This is a genomic window from Streptomyces albidicamelliae (genome assembly GCF_025642175.1).
Taxonomy (GTDB): domain Bacteria; phylum Actinomycetota; class Actinomycetes; order Streptomycetales; family Streptomycetaceae; genus Streptomyces; species Streptomyces albidocamelliae.
Map to the genome: position 1 here is coordinate 1,485,698 of NZ_CP106795.1, position 23,604 is coordinate 1,509,301.

Annotated in this window: 23 protein-coding genes and 1 pseudogene; 18 read left to right on the plus strand and 6 right to left on the minus strand. The window is 73.5% G+C overall.

The annotated features are described in order from the left end of the window. The first annotated feature begins 69 nt into the window (after positions 1 to 69). Positions 70 to 930 carry a helix-turn-helix domain-containing protein gene (locus N8I86_RS06950; protein WP_263277397.1) on the plus strand — a complete coding sequence of 287 codons (861 nt, stop codon included), beginning with the start codon at positions 70 to 72 and terminating at the stop codon, positions 928 to 930. Positions 931 to 939: 9 nt separating this feature from the next. Beyond that, positions 940 to 1,164: a DUF397 domain-containing protein gene (locus tag N8I86_RS06955; protein WP_123438665.1), complete on the plus strand. Its 225-nt coding sequence runs from the start codon at positions 940 to 942 to the stop codon at positions 1,162 to 1,164. 67 nt (positions 1,165 to 1,231) lie between these two features. Here the strand turns inward: N8I86_RS06955 and N8I86_RS06960 are convergent, their stop codons facing one another. Beyond that, positions 1,232 to 2,359, minus strand: a complete 1,128-nt coding sequence (locus N8I86_RS06960; RefSeq protein WP_263277398.1) for an 8-amino-7-oxononanoate synthase — start codon at positions 2,357 to 2,359, stop codon at positions 1,232 to 1,234. 148 nt (positions 2,360 to 2,507) lie between these two features. On the opposite strand from N8I86_RS06960, the gene bioB reads away from it, so the two are divergent. The 4 genes from bioB to N8I86_RS06980 all read left to right on the plus strand — a co-directional run bounded on the left by bioB (position 2,508) and on the right by N8I86_RS06980 (position 6,566). Then, positions 2,508 to 3,737 (plus strand): biotin synthase BioB, encoded by a 1,230-nt coding sequence (bioB, locus tag N8I86_RS06965; protein WP_263277399.1) that lies wholly within the window; start codon positions 2,508 to 2,510, stop codon positions 3,735 to 3,737. Beyond that, positions 3,730 to 5,019, plus strand: a complete 1,290-nt coding sequence (locus tag N8I86_RS06970; protein ID WP_073895048.1) for an adenosylmethionine--8-amino-7-oxononanoate transaminase — start codon at positions 3,730 to 3,732, stop codon at positions 5,017 to 5,019. The genes bioB and N8I86_RS06970 overlap by 8 nt, the downstream gene beginning before the upstream one ends. A gap of 1 nt (position 5,020) precedes the next feature. Then, complete coding sequence (gene bioD / locus N8I86_RS06975; RefSeq protein ID WP_073895050.1) at positions 5,021 to 5,749, plus strand: dethiobiotin synthase; 729 nt, start codon at positions 5,021 to 5,023, stop codon at positions 5,747 to 5,749. A 124-nt stretch (positions 5,750 to 5,873) separates the two neighbouring features. Beyond that, the gene (locus tag N8I86_RS06980; RefSeq protein ID WP_263277400.1) at positions 5,874 to 6,566 is read left to right on the plus strand and encodes a class I SAM-dependent methyltransferase; all 693 of its coding nucleotides are present in this window, start codon (positions 5,874 to 5,876) and stop codon (positions 6,564 to 6,566) included. Here the strand turns inward: N8I86_RS06980 and N8I86_RS06985 are convergent, their stop codons facing one another. Both N8I86_RS06985 and N8I86_RS06990 read right to left on the minus strand, forming a co-directional pair. Beyond that, a complete protein-coding gene (locus tag N8I86_RS06985) occupies positions 6,567 to 6,905 on the minus strand; it encodes a fic family toxin-antitoxin system, toxin component (RefSeq protein WP_382987604.1) in 339 nt (112 codons plus the stop codon). It abuts the gene before it with no gap. Positions 6,906 to 6,945: 40 nt separating this feature from the next. Beyond that, positions 6,946 to 7,188, minus strand: coding sequence for a toxin-antitoxin system HicB family antitoxin (locus tag N8I86_RS06990; protein ID WP_263277401.1), 243 nt, complete (start codon positions 7,186 to 7,188; stop codon positions 6,946 to 6,948). 175 nt (positions 7,189 to 7,363) lie between these two features. On the opposite strand from N8I86_RS06990, the gene N8I86_RS06995 reads away from it, so the two are divergent. From N8I86_RS06995 to mug, 9 genes are all read left to right on the plus strand, one after another. Then, positions 7,364 to 8,176, plus strand: coding sequence for an ABC transporter ATP-binding protein (locus N8I86_RS06995; protein ID WP_123438659.1), 813 nt, complete (start codon positions 7,364 to 7,366; stop codon positions 8,174 to 8,176). 4 nt (positions 8,177 to 8,180) lie between these two features. After that, complete coding sequence (locus tag N8I86_RS07000; protein ID WP_263277402.1) at positions 8,181 to 10,751, plus strand: ABC transporter permease; 2,571 nt, start codon at positions 8,181 to 8,183, stop codon at positions 10,749 to 10,751. A gap of 528 nt (positions 10,752 to 11,279) precedes the next feature. Next, the gene (locus tag N8I86_RS07005; RefSeq protein WP_073895062.1) at positions 11,280 to 12,167 is read left to right on the plus strand and encodes an LLM class F420-dependent oxidoreductase; all 888 of its coding nucleotides are present in this window, start codon (positions 11,280 to 11,282) and stop codon (positions 12,165 to 12,167) included. Between the two features lie 45 nt (positions 12,168 to 12,212). Beyond that, entirely contained in the window at positions 12,213 to 12,638 is a 426-nt protein-coding gene (locus N8I86_RS07010) for a GNAT family N-acetyltransferase (RefSeq protein WP_263277403.1), read from the plus strand. Positions 12,639 to 12,789: 151 nt separating this feature from the next. Beyond that, positions 12,790 to 14,133: a hemolysin family protein gene (locus N8I86_RS07015; protein ID WP_263277404.1), complete on the plus strand. Its 1,344-nt coding sequence runs from the start codon at positions 12,790 to 12,792 to the stop codon at positions 14,131 to 14,133. Beyond that, entirely contained in the window at positions 14,130 to 15,143 is a 1,014-nt protein-coding gene (locus N8I86_RS07020) for a hemolysin family protein (protein WP_123438657.1), read from the plus strand. Before N8I86_RS07015 ends, N8I86_RS07020 begins: the two co-directional genes overlap by 4 nt. 91 nt (positions 15,144 to 15,234) lie before the next feature. After that, positions 15,235 to 16,023 (plus strand): SGNH/GDSL hydrolase family protein, encoded by a 789-nt coding sequence (locus N8I86_RS07025; RefSeq protein WP_123438656.1) that lies wholly within the window; start codon positions 15,235 to 15,237, stop codon positions 16,021 to 16,023. Between the two features lie 220 nt (positions 16,024 to 16,243). Beyond that, positions 16,244 to 17,686 (plus strand): adenylosuccinate lyase, encoded by a 1,443-nt coding sequence (gene purB / locus N8I86_RS07030; protein WP_123438655.1) that lies wholly within the window; start codon positions 16,244 to 16,246, stop codon positions 17,684 to 17,686. 38 nt (positions 17,687 to 17,724) lie between these two features. Continuing rightward, on the plus strand, positions 17,725 to 18,270 hold the full coding sequence (gene mug, locus N8I86_RS07035; RefSeq protein WP_263280078.1) for a G/U mismatch-specific DNA glycosylase: 546 nt from the start codon (positions 17,725 to 17,727) through the stop codon (positions 18,268 to 18,270). Between the two features lie 75 nt (positions 18,271 to 18,345). Here mug and N8I86_RS07040 read toward each other — a convergent pair whose 3' ends face one another. Both N8I86_RS07040 and N8I86_RS07045 read right to left on the minus strand, forming a co-directional pair. Beyond that, entirely contained in the window at positions 18,346 to 19,062 is a 717-nt protein-coding gene (locus tag N8I86_RS07040) for an ABC transporter permease (RefSeq protein ID WP_073895074.1), read from the minus strand. 2 nt (positions 19,063 to 19,064) lie between these two features. Further along, positions 19,065 to 19,985 carry an ATP-binding cassette domain-containing protein gene (locus N8I86_RS07045; RefSeq protein ID WP_263277405.1) on the minus strand — a complete coding sequence of 307 codons (921 nt, stop codon included), beginning with the start codon at positions 19,983 to 19,985 and terminating at the stop codon, positions 19,065 to 19,067. 108 nt (positions 19,986 to 20,093) lie between these two features. On the opposite strand from N8I86_RS07045, the gene N8I86_RS07050 reads away from it, so the two are divergent. The 3 genes from N8I86_RS07050 (at position 20,094) to N8I86_RS07060 (ending at position 23,202) form a co-directional block, all read left to right on the plus strand. Continuing rightward, the gene (locus tag N8I86_RS07050) at positions 20,094 to 21,248 is read left to right on the plus strand and encodes a sensor histidine kinase (RefSeq protein WP_073895078.1); all 1,155 of its coding nucleotides are present in this window, start codon (positions 20,094 to 20,096) and stop codon (positions 21,246 to 21,248) included. 14 nt (positions 21,249 to 21,262) lie between these two features. Continuing rightward, positions 21,263 to 21,919: a response regulator transcription factor gene (locus tag N8I86_RS07055; protein WP_263277406.1), complete on the plus strand. Its 657-nt coding sequence runs from the start codon at positions 21,263 to 21,265 to the stop codon at positions 21,917 to 21,919. A 125-nt stretch (positions 21,920 to 22,044) separates the two neighbouring features. Further along, a complete protein-coding gene (locus N8I86_RS07060; RefSeq protein ID WP_073895082.1) occupies positions 22,045 to 23,202 on the plus strand; it encodes an ROK family transcriptional regulator in 1,158 nt (385 codons plus the stop codon). A 111-nt stretch (positions 23,203 to 23,313) separates the two neighbouring features. Here N8I86_RS07060 and N8I86_RS07065 read toward each other — a convergent pair. Next, positions 23,314 to 23,448 (minus strand): annotated as a pseudogene (locus N8I86_RS07065) (hypothetical protein); the annotation flags it as partial. Positions 23,449 to 23,604 lie beyond the last annotated feature (156 nt).

Genomic DNA, 23,604 nt, shown 5'->3' on the forward strand with positions numbered 1-23,604 from the left:
CGCCCGAAGCGGTGAACTCTGCGACGCGCAGCCGTATTCGGGCGGTCCATAAGGAGTAAGGAGGAGCCCATGCAGAACGGTCCCGCGGTGCGCCGCCGCAAACTGGGCGCCGAACTGCGCACGCTGCGTACCGGTGCGGGGCTCACGAGCGGGGAGGCGGCGCAGCTGGTCGGCTGGCACCAGTCGAAGGTGAGCCGCATCGAGACCGGCGCGAGCGGTGTGAAACCGGCCGATCTGCGGTTACTTCTGGACGCGTACGGGGTGCGGGACGGGCACTTGCGCGAGTTGCTGCTGATGCTGGCGGGGCCGGAGGAGGCCGGTGGAAGCAACCGGTGGTGGCACGCCTATCGCGGGGTGCTGCCGCCGACGTACCGGGATTTCATCAGTCTGGAGTCGCAGGCGAGCGCCATGCGCACCCTGGAGACGACGGTCGTGCCGGGGCTGCTGCAGACCGCCGAGTACGCCAGCGCGGTGACCCGGGCGGCCGTGAACGACCTGGACGAGGAGCACCTGGACGCGCTGGTGGAGGTGCGTCTGGCCAGGCAGGACGTGCTGCGTTCGCACCCGCCGCTGGAGCTCAGCGCGGTGCTCGACGAGGCGGTGCTGCGCCGCGAGGTCGGCGGTCCCGAGGTGATGGCACGGCAGCGGGAGCGGCTGGAGGAGGCGGCCCGGCTGCCCCAAGTACGGCTCCAGGTACTGCCGTTCGGCGCCGGAGCGCATGTCGGCCTCACCGGGCCTTTCGTTATCTTCTCATTTCCGAGCACTTCTGATCTGGATGTGGTTGTTGTCGACCAGTTGACGAGTAGCCTCTACCTCGAACGGAAAGAAGACCTGGTGGCCTACTCGCAGGCCTTCAAGTCCCTTCAGGACCAAGCCCTTTCACCCGAGGACTCGTTGGACTACATCGCCGGGATAGGTGACGGCGCGTAAGGAGGCACCATGACCGCTCTGCCTCGGAACGTCCCTGCCAGTACCGACCTGCACGACGTGAGCTGGCTGCGCAGCAGCCACAGCACGGGAGCCAACAACTGCGTGGAGACGGCCCGGCCGCACACCGGCCCCTGGGCCGGACTGCTCGCCGTGCGCGACTCGAAGGACCCGGCCGGACCCGCGCTGCTCTTCTCCCCCGAGAGCTGGGCGGGGTTCGTGACCACGCTCCCGTGATCCGCCAAGACCCCGCCCGCCTCTGATCACATCCCCTCGCGGCGACGCCCGGCCGTGTCACGCCGACTCATGGTCGCGTCTCGCCGATCACTCGTACAGCGCGTTCGATCTCGGCCCCGGAGAGGTCGGCCCGGGCGGTCAGCCTCAGCCGTGAGATGCCGTCGGGCACGGAAGGAGGACGGAAGCAGCCCACGGCCAGACCCGCCGTACGGCAGTCGGCCGCCCAGCGCACCGCCTGCTCCGGGGACGGTGCCCGCACGGAGACCACCGCGGCGTCCGGACGTACCGCTTCCAGGCCCGCGGCGGTCAGCCGTGCGTGCAGTTCCGAAGCCACCTCCCGGGCCCGCGCCGCGCGCTCCGGCTCCCGGACGAGCAGCCGCAGCGCGGCCAGCGCGGCACCCGCCGCCGCCGGCGCCAGACCGGTGTCGAAGATGAATGTCCGGGCCGCGTTGACCAGATGGCCGATCACCCGGGCCGGGCCGAGCACCACCCCGCCCTGGCTGCCCAGCGACTTGGACAGGGTGGCCGTCACGACCACGTCCTCGGCACCGGCCAGACCGGTCGCGTACGGCGCGCCCCGTCCGCCCTCGCCCAGCACACCGAGACCGTGGGCGTCGTCCACCACCAGGCCCGCGCCGTGCTCCCGGCACGCCGCGGCCAGTTCGGCCAGCGGCGCCTGGTCCCCGTCGACCGAGAACACGGTGTCGGAGACGACGATCGCCGTCCCCTCGTGCGTGGCCAGGGCCTTGCGCACGGCCTCGGGATCGCCGTGCCCGACGACCTGCGTCGCACCCCTGGCGAGCCGGCAGCCGTCGATGAGCGAGGCGTGGTTGCCCGCGTCGGAGACGATCAGCGAGCCGTGCGGGCCGAGCGCGGTGACCGCGGCCAGGTTGGCCGCGTAACCGGAGGAGAAGACCAGGGCCGCCTCGAATCCGCAGAAGGCGGCCAGTTCGCGCTCCAGCTCGGCGTGCAGCTCGGTGGTGCCGGTGACCAGACGTGAACCGGTGGCTCCCCCGCCCCAGGTGCGGGCGGCCCGCGCCGCGCCCTCGGTCACCTCGGGGTGGTGCGCCAGGCCCAGGTAGTCGTTGCTCGCCAGGTCCAGCAGCGGCGAGTCGGCGGGGCGCGGCCGCAGGGTCCGTACGAGTCCGGCGCGGCGGCGCGCCTGCGCCTGCTCGTCGATCCACCCGAACGCCATGAACCCCTCCGGTGCTTTTGTAGGTAGCGCACAGACCCTAGCGGGCCGTCCGGCCGCCCACTGTGTGGCGATACCCACACGGAGAACTGTCGGGCTTGTGCAAAGTCTCCTTGGCCAGGGGCGGTCCCGTAGGCCAGGATCGGACCTCATGGACCTGCTGAACACGCTGGTGGACAAGGGGCTGCGGCGCGAGCTGCCGACCCGCGAGGAAGCACTCGCCGTGCTGGCCACCTCCGACGACGACCTGCTCGATGTGGTGGCCGCGGCCGGCAAGGTGCGCCGGCACTGGTTCGGGCGCCGGGTGAAACTCAACTATCTGGTGAACCTGAAATCCGGCCTGTGCCCGGAGGACTGCTCCTACTGCTCCCAGCGGCTGGGCTCCAAGGCCGAGATCCTGAAGTACACCTGGCTCAAGCCGGACGAGGCCTCCCAGGCGGCCGCCGCCGGGCTGGCCGGCGGCGCCAAGCGCGTCTGCCTGGTGGCCAGCGGCCGCGGTCCGACCGACCGGGACGTGGACCGGGTCTCGGACACCATCAAGGCCATCAAGGACCAGAACGAGGACGTCGAGGTGTGCGCCTGCCTCGGTCTGCTCTCCGACGGCCAGGCCGAGCGGCTGCGCGAGGCCGGCGCGGACGCCTACAACCACAACCTGAACACCTCCGAGTCCACCTACGGGGACATCACCACCACCCACACGTACGCCGACCGGGTGGACACGGTGCAGAAGGCGCACGCGGCCGGTCTGTCCGCCTGCTCCGGTCTGATCGCGGGCATGGGCGAGAGCGACGAGGACCTGGTCGACGTCGTCTACTCCCTGCGCGCGCTGGACCCGGACTCCGTGCCGGTGAACTTCCTGATCCCGTTCGAGGGCACCCCGCTGGCCAAGGAGTGGAACCTCACCCCGCAGCGCTGCCTGCGCATCCTCGCGATGGTCCGCTTCGTCTGCCCGGACGTGGAGGTCCGGATCGCGGGCGGCCGCGAGGTCCACCTGCGCACGATGCAGCCGCTCGCGCTGAACCTGGCCAACTCCATCTTCCTCGGCGACTACCTGACCAGCGAGGGCCAGGCCGGCAAGGCCGACCTGGAGATGATCGCGGACGCCGGGTTCGAGGTGGAGGGCGCCGGTGAGGTCACGCTCCCGGAGCACCGGGCCACGGCCGCCGTCGGCGGCTGCGGCTCGCACGAAGGTGCCGGGTGCGGGTCAGGGGCGGAGGCCGGCTGCGGCTCGCACGCCGAGGCGGGCTGCGGGTCCCACGCCGCCGGCGGGGTGTGCGGTACGGCGGCCACGCCGGCCACGCCCGCCGCCCAGGAGGCGCGCCCCGATCTCGTCGCCGTGCGCCGCCGTGGTGCCGGAACGGACCTCGCGCCCAATGCCTGACCTGTCCCGGCCGAGCGTCCCGGAGCTGCTGGAACTGGACCGCAAGCACGTCTGGCATCCCTACGGGCCGATGCCGGGCCGTGCCGAACCGCTCGTCGTGGAGTCGGCGAGCGGGGTCCGGCTGCGGCTCGCGGACGGTTCGGGCGAGCTGGTCGACGGGATGTCGTCGTGGTGGTCGGCCATCCACGGCTACAACCACCCCGTGCTCAACGAGGCCGCGCACGAGCAGCTGGGCCGGATGAGCCATGTGATGTTCGGCGGGCTCACCCACGAGCCCGCCGTACGGCTCGCGAAGCTCCTTGTCGACATGTCACCGGACGGCCTGGAGCATGTCTTCCTGGCCGACTCGGGCTCGGTCTCGGTCGAGGTCGCGGTGAAGATGTGCCTGCAGTACTGGCGTTCGCTCGGCCGGACGGGCAAGCAGCGGCTGCTGACCTGGCGCGGCGGCTACCACGGCGACACCTGGAACCCCATGTCGGTGTGCGACCCCGAGGGCGGGATGCACGAGCTGTGGACGGGTGTGCTCCCGCGCCAGCTCTTCGCGGACGCGCCGCCCACGGAGTACGAGGAGTCGTACGCCGAGCATCTGCGCGAGCTCATCGCGCGGCACGCGGACGAGCTGGCCGCGGTCATCGTGGAGCCGGTGGTGCAGGGCGCGGGCGGGATGCGCTTCCACTCGCCCGCGTACCTGCGGGTGCTGCGCGAGGCGTGCGACGCGCACGACGTGCTGCTGGTGTTCGACGAGATCGCCACCGGATTCGGCCGCACGGGCGCGCTGTTCGCGGCCGACCACGCGGCCGTCACCCCGGACGTGATGTGCGTGGGCAAGGCGCTGACCGGCGGCTATCTGACGATGGCGGCCACGCTGTGCACCGCGCGGGTCGCCGACGGCATCTCGCGCGGCGAGGTGCCGGTGCTCGCGCACGGTCCGACGTTCATGGGCAACCCGCTGGCCGCCGCGGTGGCCTGCGCGTCCCTCGGACTGCTGCTCGGACAGGACTGGCGCGCGCAGGTCGGGCGGATCGAGGCGGGCCTGCGCGAGGGACTCGCACCGGCCGCGGATCTGCCCGGGGTGCGGGACGTCCGCGTGCTGGGCGCCATCGGCGTCGTACAGCTCGACCACGACGTCGACATGGCCGCGGCGACCGCGGCGGCCGTACGGGAGGGTGTGTGGCTGCGGCCCTTCCGCGACCTGATCTACACGATGCCGCCGTACGTCACCTCGGACGCGGACCTGGAACGGATCACGCGCGCGGTGTGCGCCGCGGCGCGGGAGGGATGAGATGCCGGTACTGGTGATCACGGGAACGGGCACGGAGGTCGGCAAGACCGTCACCACCGCGGCCGTCGCCGCCGCGGCGCTCGCGGCCGGCCGCTCGGTGGCGGTGCTGAAGGCCGCGCAGACGGGTGTGACGCCGGACGAACGCGGGGACGCCGACGAGGTCGCGTGGCTCGCGGGTCCGGTGACGGCCGATGAGATGGCCCGCTACCCGGAGCCGCTGGCACCGGGCACGGCGGCCCGGCGGGCGGGAATGGCGCCGGTGCATCCGCACGAGGTCGCCGACCGGGCCGCCAAGCTGGCCACCGAGCACGATCTGGTGCTGGTGGAGGGGGCGGGCGGGCTGCTCGTCCGGTTCGACGCGACGGGCGGCACCCTGGCCGACGTGGCCCGGCTGCTGCACGCCCCGGTGCTGGTCGTCGCCACGGCCGGGCTGGGCACGCTGAACACCACCGAGCTGACGGCTCGTGAACTGCGGTTTCGCGAGCTGGAGTTCGCCGGCGTGGTCATCGGCAGCTGGCCCGACGCCCCCGACCTGGCCACCCGCTGCAACGTGGCCGACCTGCCCGTGGTGGCCGGGGCCCCGCTGCTCGGCGCCCTGCCCGCCCGCGCCGGCGCGCTGCCGCCGGCCGAGTTCCGCACGGCGGCCCCGACCTGGCTCGCGCCCCGCCTGGACGGCACCTGGGACGCGGAGGCGTTCAAGGTACGGGAGGCGCCTCCGGCGTTCGCCTGAGCCGGGCGCCCGTACCGCGCGCACCCGTTCGGCCGTTTTTCGCCACCGAATCCGTTCGGCGGGGGTGCCCGGGCGTCCCGCGGGGGACACTCCTGGCAGGGCCGTCCTGCTTCGGGAGGTTGCCATGCGGCTGCTGTCCACCGGCTCGCGCAAGGTGGCGCGGGGTCCTGTCCACCATCCGCTGTTCGCCCGTTACTACGCCCGGCTCAGCGTGGGTGCCGAGACCAGGCTGGGCATGGGCGGGGTGCGCGAGCGGCTCCTCGCCGGGCTGTCCGGCCGGGTGCTGGAGATCGGCGCGGGCAACGGGCTGAACTTCGGCCACTACCCGGGTTCGGTCGCGGAGGTCGTCGCGATCGAACCGGAGCCGTCGCTCAGGAAGTTGGCGCTGCGGGCCGCCCTGCGCGCCCAGGTGCCGGTGGACGTGGTGCCGGGCGCGGCCGAGGCACTGCCGGTCAAGAGCGAGGCCTTCGACGCCGTCGTGCTGTCGCTGGTGCTGTGCAGCGTGCGGGACGTGCCGCGGGCGCTGGGCGAGGTACGGCGGGTGCTCCGGCCGGGCGGCGAGGTGCGCTTCTTCGAGCACGGGCGTGGCGGCGGCCGGGCCATGACCCTGACGCAGCGGGCGCTGGACCGCACGCTGTGGCCCGTGCTGAACGGCGGCTGCCATCTCTCCCGTGAGCCGGTGGCCGCCCTGCGCGAGGCCGGGTTCCTCATCGGCCCGCAGCGGCGGGTGCTGCTGCCGGAGAAGGGGCCCGTGCTGCCGACGTCGTACTGCTCGCTGGGGGTGGCCTGGCGGCCGGACGAGCCGGCCGCCCGCTGATCAGACGCTCCAGCCGCGCAGTTCCCGCGCGATGTCGTCGACGCCCGCCGCGCCGTCCTTGACCAGCCGGGCGAGGTCGCGGACCTGCTCGGGCGTGGTGGCGATCTTCTCGCCGCCGGCGACCAGGTAGGCGTAGGCGACCGCCGAGGCGAACAGCGCGTTGGAGCGTTCCAGCGCGGGCACGTGGATCAGCAGCTGGAGCAGGGACGCGGCGCGGGCGTGCGGGCTGTCGTACACCGGGACGCCGAATATCTCGGCCCGGTGCCGGGCGACGGCGGCGACGAGCGCGCCCCAGTCGGTGACCTGCGGGTCCCCGGGCGTCTTCTGCTCGGCGAGCATGAGCAGCCAGGCGAGGTCGACGGTGAGCGCGTCCAAGGGATCAGAGGCGGTCTTCGACCGGGTCGGTGCCGCGGGTTTCGGCGAACTCCTCGGCGAACACGGACTCGTACTGCTTCATGAAGTCGGCGGCCGCGTCGACGAACGTACGGCCGGCCTCCCCGGTGTCCTGTCTGACCAGCTCTTCGATGTAGCGGTTGACGCTGATACCGCGGGCCACGGCGCGCTCGCGGGCCGCGCGGGCCGTGCCCTCGTCCACGCGCACGTTCAGCTGGGTCTTCGCCATGGTTTCGACGCTAGCGCCGGAGTGCTAGCACGGCAAGGGGCCCCCGACCGGACCGCGTCCCTTGGACGTGGTCCGGGTCTCGGGCCAAGGTGGGATTCCGGCTGTGTGCCGGGTCACACTAGGCTCGGCCCACCAAGGAGTCGGGGCGTGACGTCGAGGCGACCGGGAGGCGGTCTTGTCCACCACTGCTGCGGAGCACGTTCCGGGCCGGGCACCGGACGTCGGGATCGCGGCCCGCGCCCGCGCGCTGACCAAGGCCTACGGCTCCGGGGAGACGGCCGTCGTCGCCCTGGACTCGGTCGACGTCGACATCGCGCGCGGTCGCTTCACGGCCGTGATGGGCCCCTCGGGGTCCGGGAAGTCCACGCTCATGCACTGCCTGGCCGGCCTCGACAACGTGTCGGGCGGTCAGGTCTGGCTGGGCGACACCGAGATCACCGGGCTGAAGGAGCGGGAGCTGACCCGGCTGAGGCGGGACCGGATCGGGTTCATGTTCCAGTCGTTCAACCTGATCCCGACGCTGACGGCCGCCGAGAACATCACCCTGCCGATGGACATCGCGGGACGCCGGCCCGATCAGCAGTGGCTGGACCAGGTCATCGACGCCCTCGGCCTGCGCGGGCGGCTGACGCACCGGCCCGCGCAGCTCTCCGGCGGCCAGCAGCAGCGCGTCGCGTGCGCGCGGGCGTTGGCCTCCCGGCCCGAGCTGATCTTCGCGGACGAGCCGACCGGCAACCTCGACTCACGGGCCGGCCTGGAGGTGCTGGGCTTCCTGCGCGGCGCGGTCGACGATCTCGGCCAGAGCGTCGTCATGGTCACCCACGACCCGGGCGCCGCCGCCCACGCCGACCTGGTGCTCTTCCTCGCCGACGGGCGGATCGTCGACCAGATGGAACGGCCGACGGCGGACACCGTGCTGGAACGCATGAAGCGTTTCGACGTGGTGCGCGGCCGGCTCGGTGACGGCGTCACCGCCGGGGAGGACTGACCCGGTGCTCAAGGCGACCCTGAGGAGCTTCCTCGCGCACAAGGGGCGGCTCGCCCTGTCCGCGCTGGCCGTGGTCCTGTCCGTGGCGTTCGTCGCGGGCAGCCTGATCTTCTCCGACACCGTCACCCGAACCTTCGACCGGCTGTTCGCCTCCACCGCGGCCGATGTGACGGTGCTGCCGAAGCAGGAGGACCTGCGGTCGGCCCGGCTGAGCGGTTCGGTGCCGACCCTGCCCGCGTCGCTGCGGGACCGTGTGGCGAAGACCGACGGGGTCGCGGCGGCCCGGGCCGAGGTGTCCGTGCAGAACGCCGTCGTGGTCGACGCCCAGGACAAGTCGGTCGGCCCCACCACCGGCGCCCCGACCATCGCGATGGCCTGGTACGTCACTCCGCACAGCCCGGTGAAGCTCACCTCGGGCCATGCGCCGCGGGGTTCCGGCGAGGCGCTGCTGGACGCCGACACCGCCGCCAAGAAGGGCGTGTGGATCGGGGACACGCTGACCGTGCACGCGCAGCCGGGCACCTTCCGGGTGCGGGTCACCGGCATCGCCACGTTCACCACCACCAATCCGGGCTCCGCCCTGATCTACCTTGACCCGGCGGTGGCCGGCCGGGAACTGCTCGGCTCCGCCGCGAAGGCGACCAGCATCCAGGCCGACGCGGCCAGGGGCGTGTCCGACACCGAGCTCAAGCGCCGGATCGGCACGGCGGTCGACACCGGTGCCTACGACCTGAAGACCGCGAACGAGCAGGCGAAGTCGGCCTCCGCCAACCTGGGCACCTTCCTCGACGTGATCAAGTACGTGATGCTGGGCTTCGCCGGCATCGCGCTGCTCGTCGGCGTGTTCCTCATCGTCAACACCTTCTCCATGCTCATCGCCCAGCGCACCAGGGAACTGGGCCTGCTGCGGGCGCTCGGCGCCGACCGGCGGCAGGTGCGGCGCTCGGTGCTCACGGAGGCGGTGCTGCTGGGCCTGGTCGGCTCGACACTCGGTCTCGCCACCGGGATCGGGCTGGCCTTCGGGCTGATCCGGCTGATGAGCGCCTTCGGGATGAACCTGAAGACCACCGAGATGGTCATCGGCTGGGGCACGCCCGTCGCGGCCTACGTCGTCGGTCTGGGGGTCACCTTCGTCGCCGCCTACCTGCCCGCGCGCCGAGCGGCGGCCGTCTCCCCCATGGCGGCGCTCGCGGACGCCGAAGTGGCCGGTGTGGGGAAGCCGTTGAGGGTCCGGGCGATCGTCGGAACGGTGGTCGGGACGGCCGGTGCCGCCGCGCTCGCCGGGTGCGCCGCGGCCACGCGGACCGCGCAGGCGGCCGCTCTGCTGGGACTCGGCGTGGTCCTGACGCTGATCGCCACCGTGGTCGCCGGGCCGCTGCTCGTGCGGCCGGTGATCCGGGTGCTGGGCGGCGCCTTCCCCGCGCTGTTCGGGCCGGTCGGCCGCATGAGCCAGCGCAACGCCCTGCGCAATCCGCGCCGTACCGGTGCAACGGCCGCCGCGCTGATGGTGGGTCTGGCCCTGGTCGGCGGGATGTCGGTGGCGAGCGCCTCGCTGTCCGCGTCGTTCGACCGGCAGATCGACAGGACCCTGGGCGCCGACCTGATCGTCCAGAACACGAACTTCGCCCCGTTCACCAAGGAGGTGCGGGCCGCCGTGCGCGGGACGCCGGGCGTGGGGCTCGTGGTGCCGCAGCGGCTGACCCCCCTCGCCGTACGGCTGCCGGACGGGGACCGGGTCAAGACGTCCGCCGCCGCGTACGGGCCGGGGCTCGACGACGTCGTGCACATCCCCTACGCGCGGGGCGGTTCGGCGGCCGCGCTGGCCGACGGGCACCTCGCCATGGACGCCGACTTCGCCAGGGACCACGGTGTGCGTGTCGGCAGCGTGCTGCCGGCGGAGTTCCCGGGCGGACGGCACACCGAGCTGACGGTCGGCGCCCTCACCGATCAGGAGACGACGCAGGGGTTCGGCGCCCAGGGCGGCCTCTTCCTCGGGCTCGGCACCCTCGACCGGTACGTGCCGGACGGCCAGGACTCCGCGCTCTACGTGAACGCGGCCTCCGGGACCGGCGCGGAGGAGCTGCGCCCCCGGCTCGAACAGGCGCTCAAGCCGTATCCCCAGGTCCAGACGCGCAACCAGACCGACTACAAGAAGCTGGTCCACGACCAGATCTCGGTGCTGCTCTACCTCGTGTACGCGCTGCTCGGGCTGGCGATCGTCATCGCGGTCCTCGGTGTGGTCAACACCCTCGCGCTGTCGGTGGTCGAGCGCACCCGGGAGATCGGGCTGCTGCGCGCGATCGGGCTCGGTCGGCGGCAGTTGCGCCGGATGATCCGGCTGGAGTCGGTGGTGATCGCCGTGTTCGGCGCGGTCCTCGGGCTGGCGCTGGGGCTCGTGTGGGGTGTGTGCGTGCAGCAGGTGCTGGCGCTGCGCGGCCTGACGGCGTTCGCGATCCCCTGGGGCACCATCGTCGCGGTCGTGATCGGCTCGGCGGTGGTGGGCGTCGTAGCGGCCCTGCTGCCGGCACTGCGGGCGTCGCGGATGAACGTGCTGACGGCGATCGCGCACGAGTGAGCGCACGCGTGCCGGGTGGGCCGTGGACGCAGTGAGCGCACCCGCGCCGGGACAGCAGCGGACGTGGTGAGCGCGCGTGGTGGGCCGGCAGCAGACCTAGTTGGACGCGCGCGTGGCGAGCTGGCCGTGGACGTGGTGAGCACACGCGCACCGGGTGGGAGGCGGACGCAGTGAGCGCGCGTGCCGGGCCGGCAGCAGACCTAGTGGGCGCGTCAGTGCCGAGCGGGCCGCCGACGTAGAGAGCGCACGCGTACCGGGACGGCAGCGGACGCAGTGAGCGCGCGTGGTGGGCCGGCAGCCGACCTAGTGGGCGCGCACGTGCCGAGCGGGCCGCCGACGTAGAGAGCGCACGCGTACCGGGCGGGCCGCCGGCGTAGAGAGCGCACCCGTGCCAGGTCGGCAGCGGGTCTAGTGAGCGGAACCGTGCCGGGCGGGCCGCGGACGTGGACAGCGCACCCGTGCCGGGCCGGTCGCGGACGTGATGGAATCGCGGGGGAGAGCCAAGTCACTTGTCGGTGAGGAGAGTTCATGCCGCGCCCGTTCCGCTTCGGGGTCAACCTGCTCACGTCCGCGTCGGCCGCCGAGTGGCGGGCCAAGTGCCGTCGCGCCGAGGAACTCGGCTACGACGTGATCCTCGTGCCCGACCACCTGGGCATGGTCGCGCCGTTCCCTGCGCTCGTCGCGGCGGCCGGGGCGACCGAGCGGCCCCGGCTCGGCACGTTCGTGCTGAACGCGGGCTTCTGGAACCCGGCGCTGCTGGCGCGTGAGGTGGCGACCACGGACGCGCTGACCGGCGGCCGCCTCGAACTGGGCCTGGGCACTGGGTACGTCCGGGCCGAGCACGAGACGGCCGGGCTGCCGTTCGGCTCGCCGCGGGAGCGGGTGGACCTGCTCCGCCGTACCGTCGGGGAGCTGGAACGCGCGCTCCGCTCCGCGGAACACCGGCCGCGCCCGGCTCAGCCGAGGGTGCCGCTGCTGATCGGCGCGAACGGCGACCGGATGCTGCGGCTGACCGCCGAGCACGCGGACATCGCCGCGTTCACCGGTGCCCGGGCCCGGGACGCGGCGGGCACGCTGACGCCGCTCACCGCGGACGAGCTGGACGAACGCGTGGCCCGTTACCGCGAGCTGGCGGCTGACCGCCCCGCACCGGCCGAGCTGAACCTGCTGATCCAGCTGGTGGCCGTCACCGACGACCCCGGACCCGTACTCAGGCCGCTGCTGGAACGGCACCCGCAGCTGGACCTGGACCGGGCACTGGCCCTGCCGATCATGCTGGTCGGGACCTTGGAGCAGCTCGTCGCGCGGGTGCGGGCGCAGCGGGAGCGGTTCGGGTTCTCGTACCTGACCGTGCTGGAGCCGTCCATGGAGGCGTTCGCGCCGGTGATGCGACGGCTGCGCGAGGAGTCCGCATGACGGAATTCCCGTGCCCGGCCGGGTCGTCCGTGATCCGATGACCGCATGACCGAGCTGCGTGTACGACCTGCCGGGCCGGACGATCTCGACGCCGTCCTCGCCTTCTGGAAGACGGCCGCCGAGGGGACGAGCATCAGTGACGACCGCGCCGGTGTGGAGAGGCTGGTCGAGCGGGACCCCGACGCGCTGCTGCTCGCCGAGTCCGGCGGGCAGCTGGTGGGCACGGTGATCGCCGGTTTCGACGGCTGGCGGTGTCATCTCTACCGGCTCGCGGTGCATCCGGAGCGGCGCCGCAGAGGTATCGGTTCCGCGCTGCTCGCCGCCGCGGAGGAGCGGTTCACCCGGCTCGGCGGCCGGCGCGCGGACGCGATGGTGCTGGTCCGTAACGAGAGCGGGCAGCAGGCCTGGCGGGCCGCCGGTTACGGGCCGCAGGAGCAGTGGCGGCGCTGGGTGAAGCCGCTGACGGAATGAGATCACCGCACTCTTTGCCCATCCTTTACCATTGAGGGAGCACCCGTCCCTCCATGAAAGGTTGTGAGCGTCCGCCCATGGGCGAGCCTCCCGGTCCGCGACACCGCGCGCTTCCCCCTGCCCTGTCCGATCATGGGACGGGGGTGACCCGATGACCGAAGTGCTGCTCCTCCTGGTGGCGATCCTGCTGTCGCTCGCCTGCGGCGCCTTCGTGGCGGCGGAGTTCTCGCTGACCACGGTCGAGCGCGGCGAGCTGGAGCGGGCCGCCGAGCGCGGCGAGCGCGGAGCCTCGGGCGCCCTCAAGGCCGTACGGAGCCTGACCTTCCAGCTCTCCGGCGCCCAGCTGGGCATCACCGTCACCAACCTGGTGGTCGGCATGCTCGCCGAGCCGTCGATCGCCAAGCTGCTGTCCGGCCCGTTCGAGGCACTGGGGCTGTCCCCGGCCACGGCGAGTTCCGTCGCACTGGTGCTGGGCACGGCCCTGTCCACGGTGTTCCTGATGGTCGTCGGCGAGCTGGTGCCCAAGAACTGGGCGATCTCCTCACCGCTGGCGGTGGCGAAGCGGGTGGGCAGCGCCCAGCGCCTGTTCAGCGCGGCCTTCCGCCCGTTCATCACCCATCTGAACAACACGGCCAACCGTTTCGTGCGCCGCCTCGGCATCGAACCGGCGGAGGAACTGGCCTCGGCGCGCGGCCCGCAGGAGCTGGCCGCCCTCGCCCGGCACTCCGCCAAGCAGGGCGCGCTGGAGGCGGACACCGCGGAGCTGTTCGTCCGCACGCTGAACCTGGCCGACCTGACGGCGGAGAACGTGATGACGCCACGCGTCCAGGTCGTCGCCCTCGACACCCAGGCCACCTGCGAGGACGTGGCGAACGCGACCCGGGCCACCGGCCTGTCCCGGTTCCCGGTCTACCGCGGCAGCCTGGACTCGGTGGTCGGCACCGCGCACATCAAGGACGTGCTGGCCGTGCCCGCCGACGAACGGCGCCACCGCACGGTCGCCCAGGTGATGCGCGAGCCGCTGCTGGTGCCCGAGTCGCTGACCGTGGATCGGCTGCTGGACCGGCTCGGCGGCCGGCGCACCATGGCCGTCGTCATAGACGAGTACGGCGGCACGGCGGGCGTGGCCACGCTGGAGGACATCGTCGAGGAAGTCGTCGGCGAGGTGCGCGACGAGCACGATCCGCACGAGACGCCCGACCTCGCCCCGGCCGGCGCGGACGAGGAGGGCCGGGCCCTGTACTCGGCCGACGGCGCCGCCCGCACCGACCAGCTCGCGCGCGTGGGACTGCGCGTCCCCGACGGGCCGTACGAGACGCTGGCCGGCCTGGTCGCCACCGAACTGGGGCGGATACCCGAGATCGGTGACACCGTCCGCGTCGCGGGCTGGCAGCTGGACGTGGTGGACGCCTCCGGCCGCCGCGCGGCCCGGGTGCTGCTGCACGCGCCGTTGGACGACGAGCGGGCCGACGAGATGCCGGAGGGGGCGCGATGACCGCCGTACAGCTGCTGATCGGCCTGGCGACGCTCGTCGTCAACGCCTTCTTCGTCGGCGCCGAGTTCGCGCTGATCTCCGTGCGCCGCTCGCAGATCGAGCCGCTCGCGCAGGAGGGCGACCGGCGGGCCCGGAGCGTGCTGTGGGGTCTGGAGCACGTGTCGGCGCTGCTGGCCGCCGCCCAGCTCGGCATCACGCTGTGCACCCTGGTCCTCGGCGTGGTCGCCGAGCCGGCGATCGCGCACCTGCTGGAGCCGGTGTTCCACGCGGTCGGCGTGCCCGCGAGCGCGGGCCACGTGGTCTCCTTCGTGATCGCGCTGACCCTGGCGACCTATCTGCACATGCTGCTCGGCGAGATGGTGCCCAAGAACATCGCCCTCGCGGAACCGGTGCGCAGCGCGCTCCTGCTCGGGCCGCCGCTGGTCGGCCTGTCCCGGGCGCTGCGACCGGTGATCTTCACCGTGAACGCCTTCGCCAACGGCCTGCTGAAGCTGCTGCGCGTGGAGGCCAAGGACGAGGTCGCGGCGACCTTCACGGACGCCGAACTCGCCGAGATCGTCAAGGACGCCAGCGAGGCCGGGCTGATCGACGGCCGGGCCCAGGAGCGGCTGCACGACGCCCTGGAGCTGGGCAGCCGGCCCGTGCGGGACGTGGTGGTCCCGCTGGAGCGCGTCGTCTACGCGCGCGTGGGCGTCACACCGGAGCAGCTGGAGCGGCTGGCGGCCGATTCGGGCTTCTCCCGGTTCCCGGTGGTCGACGCGGGCCGGCGGATCGTGGGCTATCTGCACGTCAAGGACGCGCTGGACGCCTCGCCGCGGGACGTGCCGTTCCGGCTGCGGGACATGCGGCCCATCCCGCGGGTGCGCGAGGGGACCCCGCTGGACGACGTGCTCACCGCCATGCGGGGCAGTCGTACGCACCTCGCGGCCGTGCTCGGCGACGACGGCCGGCTGGCCGGTCTGGTGACCATGGAGGACGTGCTGCGGCAGTTGTTCGGCCAGCCCGCCTGACCCTGGCCGCGCCCGCGGCCCGGTCCCGTCCGTGGGCGGGACCGGGCCGACCGACCGGCGGGTATGGAGCCGGGATACCATCGCTGTCGCCATGCAGACGAATCCCACACCTCCCACGCACACCAGCCTGGTCGCGGTCGGCGACTCCTTCACCGAGGGCATGTCGGACCTGCTCCCCGACGGCTCCTACCGCGGCTGGGCCGATCTGCTCGCCACGCGGATGGCGGCCCGCACCTCCGGCTTCCGGTACGCCAACCTCGCCGTGCGCGGGAAGCTGATCCGGCAGATCGTCGACGAGCAGGTCGAGGTGGCCGCGGCCATGAGGCCCGACGTCATCACCCTGGTCGGCGGCCTCAACGACACCCTGCGGCCCAAGTGCGACATGGTCCGGGTCCGGGACCTGCTCACCGAGGCCGTGGAGCGCCTCGCGCCGTCCTGCGAGCAGCTGGTGCTGATGCGCAGCCCCGGCCGCCAGGGCCCGGTGCTGGAGCGGTTCCGGCCGCGCATGGAGGAGCTGTTCGCGTGCGTGGACGAGCTGGCGGGCAAGCACGGCGCCCTGGTCGTCGACCTGTACGGGGCGCCCTCGCTGTCCGACCCGCGCCTGTGGGACGTGGACCGGTTGCACCTGACCGCCGAGGGGCACCGCCGGGTCGCCGAGGCGGTCTGGCAGACGCTCGGCTACCCGCCCGAGGACCCCGACTGGCGGGTGCCGATGCCGGCCACCCTGCCGCCGGGCTGGATGACCCGGCGGGTCGCGGACGCGCGGTTCGCCCGGCAGCACCTGCTCCCGTGGATAGGGCGGCGCCTGACCGGCCGCTCCTCCGGGGACGGCCGTCCGGCGAAGCGGCCGGAGCTGCTGCCGTACGAGGACCTGGCGTAGCCGCACCGGCGGTACGGCCGTTCGCCCACGCCCCCTGAAGAGGAGGCGGGACGGCGCCCGGGCCGAGGTCGTGGCCGTGCACCGGGCCCGTGGAGCGGACGGTGCCGCCGGCGAGACCGCGGGTGCCCCCCGGCCCGGACGGGGTGACGGGCGTCTCGTAGCTTCCGCCGAACCACCCCGTGGCGCTGGCCTGCACGAATCGCCAGTAGAATCTGGACACGTGACTTCTGCGCCCGCCAAGCCCCGCATCCCGAACGTCCTCGCCGGACGTTACGCCTCCGCCGAGCTCGCCACGCTCTGGTCGCCCGAGCAGAAGGTGAAGCTGGAGCGCCGGCTCTGGCTCGCCGTGCTGCGGGCCCAGAAGGACCTCGGCATCGAGGTGCCGGACGCGGCGATCGCCGACTACGAGCGCGTTCTCGACACCGTCGACCTCGCCTCGATCGCCGAGCGCGAGAAGGTCACCCGGCACGACGTGAAGGCGCGGATCGAGGAGTTCAACGACCTCGCCGGGCACGAGCACGTGCACAAGGGCATGACCTCCCGCGACCTCACCGAGAACGTCGAGCAGCTGCAGATCCGGCTCTCCCTCGAGCTGATGCGCGACCGCACGGTGGCCGTGCTGGCGCGGCTGGGCAAGCTCGCGGGCGAGTACGCGGAGCTGGTCATGGCCGGCCGCTCGCACAACGTCGCCGCGCAGGCCACGACCCTCGGCAAGCGCTTCGCGACGGCCGCCGACGAGCTGCTCGTGGCGTACGGCCGTGTCGAGGAGCTGCTGGGCCGCTACCCGCTGCGCGGCATCAAGGGCCCGGTCGGCACCGCGCAGGACATGCTGGACCTGCTCGGTGGCGACGCGGCGAAGCTCGCCGACCTGGAGGACCGGATCGCCGGGCACCTCGGCTTCTCGCAGGCGTTCACCTCGGTCGGCCAGGTCTACCCGCGCTCGCTGGACTACGAGGTCGTCACCGCCCTGGTGCAGCTGGCGGCGGCGCCGTCCTCGCTGGCCAAGACGATCCGGCTGATGGCCGGGCACGAGCTGGTCACCGAGGGCTTCAAGCCCGGCCAGGTCGGCTCCTCGGCGATGCCGCACAAGATGAACACCCGCTCCTGCGAGCGCGTCAACGGCCTCATGGTGATCCTGCGCGGCTACGCCTCGATGACCGGTGAGCTGGCGGGCGACCAGTGGAACGAGGGCGACGTGTCCTGCTCGGTGGTGCGCCGGGTCGCGCTGCCGGACGCGTTCTTCGCGCTGGACGGCCTGCTGGAGACCTTCCTGACGGTCCTCGACGAGTTCGGCGCCTTCCCGGCGGTCGTCGCCCGCGAGCTGGACCGCTACCTGCCGTTCCTCGCCACCACCAAGGTGCTCATGGGTGCCGTGCGCGCGGGCGTGGGCCGCGAGGTCGCGCACGAGGCGATCAAGGAGAACGCCGTCGCCTCCGCGCTCGCGATGCGGGAGCAGGGCGCCGAGCGCAACGAGCTGCTCGACAAGCTCGCCGCCGACGAGCGGCTGCCGCTCGACCGGGAGCAGCTGGCGGCGCTGATGGCCGACAAGCTGTCCTTCACCGGTGCCGCGGCCGACCAGGTCGGCGTGGTCGTCGGCCGGATCGAGGAGCTCGCCAAGCAGCATCCGGAGGCCGCCGGCTACACCCCGGGGGCGATCCTCTGAGCGGCTCCCCCCGCTCGCCCCGCTTCACGAAGGCGGAGCTGGAGGCCGCCCGCGACCGTGTCGTACCGGACGTCGTCGCGGACGGCCTCCACGTCCTGTTCTGCGGCATCAACCCCGGGTTGATGACGGCGGCGACGGGCCACCACTTCGCCCGCCCCGGCAACCGGTTCTGGCCGGTGCTGCACCTGTCCGGGTTCACCCCGCGGCTGCTGAGGCCGGCCGAACAGGGCGAGCTGCTGTCGTACGGCCTCGGCATCACGAACGTGGTGGCGCGGGCGACCGCGCGGGCGGACGAGCTGACCGCCGAGGAGTACGTGGCGGGCGGACGGCTGCTGACCGCGAAGGTGACGGAGCTGCGGCCGAGGTGGCTGGCCGTGGTGGGCGTGACCGCGTACCGGTCCGCGTTCGGCGACCGCACGGCGCGGGTGGGCCCGCAGGAGCGGGTCGTCGGGGACAGCCGGGTGTGGGTGCTGCCCAATCCGAGCGGACTGAACGCGCACTGGACGGCGGCCACGATGGCCGAGGAGTTCGCCCGCCTGCGACAGACCGCGTTCGCCCCGGGGGACCGCGCCGGCCAGGGCTGATCAGGTCGGCGGACGGCACCCGAGCGCCACGTCGTCCGGCGCCGGACGGTTCACGACGGGCGTCGGGGTGTGCCGTCACACGTCGCGGGTCTTCAGGCACCAGCCGCCCGCGAGCAGGCTCACTGCCGTCCACAGGGCGGTCACCGCGAGGCCGGTCCACGGGCCGAGGGTGCCGTCCCAGGTGCTGTGCAGGACGACCTGGCCGGCCCGGTCGGGCAGGAGGTCGGCGACCCCGCCGGACAGGTCGCCGACGACGAAGGACACGATCAGCAGGAACGGGATCAGCACCGAGAGAGTCGCGACCCCGCTGCGCAGCACGGCCGTAAGACCGGCGGCGAACAGCGCCATGAGCGTGAGCTGGAGTCCGCAGCCGACCGCGCCCCGCAGCCCCTCGGTCCAGCCGGGTCCGGCGTTCCCGAGCACCGCCTTGCCCACCACGAGCGTCACCAGCCCGGTCAGCAGGCCGACCGCCAGCACGGGCAGGGCGATCGCCGTAGCCTTCGCGGCGAACCAGCGCCGCCGGTCCGGCACCGCCGCCAGCGTCAGCCCCAGCGCGCCGCCGCGGAACTCGGACGAGACGGCCGTCGTACCGAAGGCGATCGCGGCGATCTGGCCGAAGCTGACGCCGAAGAACACCGCGAACAGCGGGTCGGCGTCGCCCGTGTCGGCGTCGGCGGAGGCGAGCGCCGAGAACGCGGCGGTGGCCAGGAGGATTCCGGCGAGTGCGCCCCGCAGGGAGCGCAGGGTGCGGATCTTGATCCACTCGGCGTGGAACACGGGGACGAACGACATGGTCAGGCCTCCATGGGCTGTGCGGCGAACTCCGCCTCGGCAGCGGTCAGATCGAGGTAGGCCTCCTCCAAGGTGGCCTCACCGGCCGCGAGTTCGAGGACCGGGACGCCCGCCTCGGACATCAGCCGGCCGATGTCGTCCACGCGCTCGTGCCGCACCGTCCAACTGCCGTCCCCACCGCGGGAGGCGTCGTACCCGTGCCGGGCGAGCAGGGCACCGAGGACGACGGGATCGGTGCTGCGGACGCGGACGTGGGGCCGTACGCGTGCGTCGATGAACTCCCGCACCGGTGTGTCGGCGAGCAGGCGGCCCCGGCCGAGGATCAGCAGGTGGTCGGCGAACGCGGCGGTCTCGCCCATGAGATGGCTGGAGACCAGGACCGTACGGCCCTCAGCGGCGAGCCCGCGCAGCAACGAGCGGATCCACACGATGCCTTCGGGATCGAGGCCGTTCGCGGGCTCGTCGAGCAGGATCACCTCGGGGTCGCCGAGCAGGGCGGCGGCGATGCCGAGCCGTTGGCGCATGCCGAGGGAGTACGTCCTCACCCGGCGTCCCGCGACCGCGGCGAGTCCGGTCTCCTCCAGCACCGTGTCGACCCGCCCGGCCGGGATGCGGTTGCTGACGGCCAGGGCCCGCAGATGGTCGCGTGCCGTCCGGGAGCCGTGTGCGGCACGCGCGTCGAGCAGGGCGCCCACCCGGCGCAGCGGATCCCGCAGTTCGGTGTAGGCGCGGCCGCCGATCACGGCCGTACCGGAGGTGGGCCGGTCGAGGCCGAGGACGAGTCGCATGGTGGTGGACTTGCCCGCGCCGTTGGGGCCGAGGAAGCCGGTGACACTGCCGGGGCGCACGCTGAAGGTCAGGCCGTCCACGGCCCGGCGGCCGGCGTACTCCTTGGTGAGGTCTCGCACGTCGATGCTCAACATGACCCACAGCCTGGCCCTTCGCGGACGGTTGCCCCTCCCCCGCCGGTGGGGACCGCCTCCCCCGTGCGGGGGAGGTCCGTCTCCGGCGCCACCTGCGACGATGTGCTCATGGTCCGCTGCCTTCGCCCGCTCCTGCGGGGGACGACGTACACCCGGCTGCTGCATCTGTGGGTGCCCATGCTGATGGAGAGCGTGTGGCTGTTCATCGACATGTCGAAGCCGTGGGTGCCCGCGCTCGTCCTCCTGCCGGTCGGCCTGGTGCCCGCCGTGCGCGTGGGTGAGGGCGTCCAGGCCCGGCTGCTGCTGACGCCCGGCACGGCGGAGCCGGGCATATCGGTGACGCCGTCGGCGAGTTGGCGGGACCGAGGGCGTACGGTGCTCTGGCTGGAGCTGCGGATGCTCCTCGCCGTGCCGACGACGTTCGCTTCGGTGTGGCTGCCGGTCTTCTCCTACGAGCTGGGCCGGCTCGCGGGCGGGCACACCAACCCCCACTCCCCGCTGCTGGACGAGGTGCAGCCGCACTGGGCGTACGGGCTCCTCGTCCCGCTCCCCCTGATCGCCCTGTACGGCCTGGTGGTGGGCCTCGGCGCACTGGCCACCGCCGGGGCCCGCCGGCTGCTGGGTCCGTCCGCCGCCGAGCGGCTGGAGGCCCTGGAGCTGCGCACCGAGCAGCTTCTCGAACGCACGCGCATCGCGCGGGAGTTGCACGACTCGATCGGGCACGCCCTGACGGTCGCGGTGGTGCAGGCGGGCGCGGCACGGGCGGCCGGCGATCCCGGCTTCACCGACCGTGCGCTGGCCGCCATCGAGGAGACCGGCCGGGCGGCCCTGGAGGACCTGGAGCGGGTGCTGGGCGTGCTGCGCGAGGCCGACCGGCCGGTGAGCGCGAGACCCACCCTGGCCGACGCGGGCCGGCTGCTGGACTCGGCCAGGACCTCCGGTGCGAAGGTCGACGCCGAGGTGAGCGGTCCGGTGGCCGCCCTGCCCGGACCGGTGTCCCGGGAGGGCTACCGCATCCTCCAGGAGGCGCTCACCAACGTGCTGCGGCACGCGGGAGCCGTCCCGGTGCGGGTCCGTGTCCGGGTCACCGGCGACCGGCTGGACCTGGAGGTCCGCAATCCGCTGCCGGCTCCGGTGCCCGGTCCGGGCCGGGGCAGCGGTCTGCGCGGCATACGCGAGCGGGCCGCGCTGCTCGGCGGCACCGCCCGCACCGGCCCCGACGAGGGCGACTGGCAGGTGCGCGCGGAGCTGCCGCTGAGTTGATCTACGCTGGCGGGATGCCGGTCACCGTACTCCTCGTCGACGACGAGCCCTTGGTCCGCGCGGGTCTGCGGGCCGTTCTGGAGGCACAGCCCGACATCGAGGTGGTCGGTGAGGCGGCCGACGGGGCCGCCGTCATCCCGCTGGTGCGTCAACTGCGGCCGGACGTCGTCGCGATGGACGTCCGCATGCCGCTGCTGGACGGCATCGAGGCCACCCGCGCGGTGCTGCGCACGGTGCCCGAGCCGCCGAAGATCCTGGTGGTGACCACCTTCGAGGACGACGAGTTCGTGTACGAGGCGCTGCGCGCCGGTGCCGACGGGTTCCTGCTGAAGCGGGCCCGGCCGGCCGAGATCGTGCACGCCGTACGGCTGGTGGCGGAGGGCGAGTCGCTGCTGTTCCCCGCCTCCGTACGACGCCTGGCCGCCCGGTACGGCGACGGTGAACGCACGGCGCAGGCCGCGCTGGAGCGGGCCCGGCTGACGGAACGGGAGGCGGAGGTGCTGCGGCTCATGGCGCGAGGGCTGTCCAACGCGGAGATCGCCGAACGGCTGGTCGTGGGTACCGAGACGGTGAAGACGCATGTGAGCGGCGTGCTCGCCAAGCTGGGCGCGCGCGACCGCACCCAGGCGGTCATCGCCGCGTACGAGTCGGGATTCGTCGAGCCGGGCTGACCGGGTGCGGGCGGCCGTGGCCGCCGTCGACGGCGGGCACGCGGCCCGGGGCGACCCGCACTCGCCGGGGTGCGCCGGGCCGAGTACGATCCGGCAAACACGCCCGCGAGCTGGAAGGACGGACGGTGGGGCAGCTGACCGGCGGCGATCCCTCGCTGCTGCGAAGGATCAATTCCGCGGTGGTGCTGCACGCGCTGCGGGCCACGGACTGCGCGACGCTCACCGAGGTCACCCGGGTCACCGGTCTGTCCCGGCCGACCGTGGAGGGCGTGGTCGAGGGCCTCATCGAGGCGGGGCTCGTCGTGGAGACCGCGGCCGACGAGGGCACCGCGCGACGCCAGGGCCGGCCGGCCCGGCGGTTCCGGTTCCGGGCCGAGGCGGGCCATCTGCTGGGCCTGGAGATCGGGCCGCACCGGGTCGCCGCGCTGCTGTCCGACCTGGACGGGCGGGTGCTCGGCGCGCAGGCCAAGGAGGTCGACGAGTCCGCCCCGGCGGACGAGCGGCTCGACCGGCTGCGCGGAGCGGTCGCCGAGCTGCTGCGGCGGGCCGGGGTCGCGCGCGGTTCGCTGCGGGCGGTGGGCGTGGGCACGCCGGGCATCGTGGAGGCCGACGGAACGGTGCGGCTGAGCACGGCCCTGCCGCAGTGGACGGGTCTGAAGCTCGGTGACCGGCTCAGCCGCTCCTTCAAGTGCCCGGTGCTGGTGGAGAACGACGCCAACGCGGCGGCCGTCGCCGAGCACTGGAAGGGCGCGGCGACCGGGACCGACGACGTCGTGTTCGTGCTGGCCGGGCTCAGTCCCGGGGCGGGTTCGCTGATCGGCGGCCGGCTGCACCGCGGGTACGGAGGGGCGGCCGGGGAGATCGGCGCGCTGCACCTGCTGGGCCGGGAGGCCACGCCGGAGACCCTGCTGTCGACCACGGACGAGCCGCTGCACCCGCTGGACGAGCAGGCGGTCGCCGAGGTGTTCGCGCTGGCGCGGGACGGCGACCAGCGGGCGCGGGCGGCGGTCGAGCGGTTCAACCACCGGCTCGTGCACGACGTGGCCGCGCTGGTACTGGCGCTCGATCCGGAGCTGGTCGTGATCGGCGGCTGGGCTGCCGGACTCGACGGGGTCCTGGAGCCGCTGCGCCGCGAACTGGCCCGCTACTGCCTGCGGCCGCCCCGGGTGGCGCTCTCGCTGCTGGGCGAGGCCGTCGTGGCCACGGGGGCGCTCCGTCTCGCGCTGGACCACGTGGAGGCGCAGCTGTTCGCGGTGGAGGGCGCGGCGACGACCCGCCGCTGACCGGGACGGGGCCTGCCGGGGGCCTGCCGGGGCGGGGCGCCTCGGGACGTACGGGGAGCGCCTTGCCGCTGTCGCCGTGGACATCGAGGGCCGGCCGGCGAAGGAGACGGCTCAGGCGTCGAACGGGAGGCCGTCGTCGCCACTGGTGGCGGCTTCCGCGCGGTCCGGGCGCAGGGCGCCGGGGGTCAGGCCCAGGTGGCGGCGCATGGTCCGGGTGAGGTGGCTCTGACCGGCGAAGCCGCACGTTTCGGCGACGGCCGCGCTGACGGTGTCGGTGCGCGTGCACGCTGGTGTACCGGACCGTCAGACGCCCGGCGCCCCGGTGGAGTTCCGGGGCGCGACGGGGTGCCGTGGGCGTGCGTGGGACGGGCTCGCGGAGTCCGTCCCACGCCCGGAAGGGAG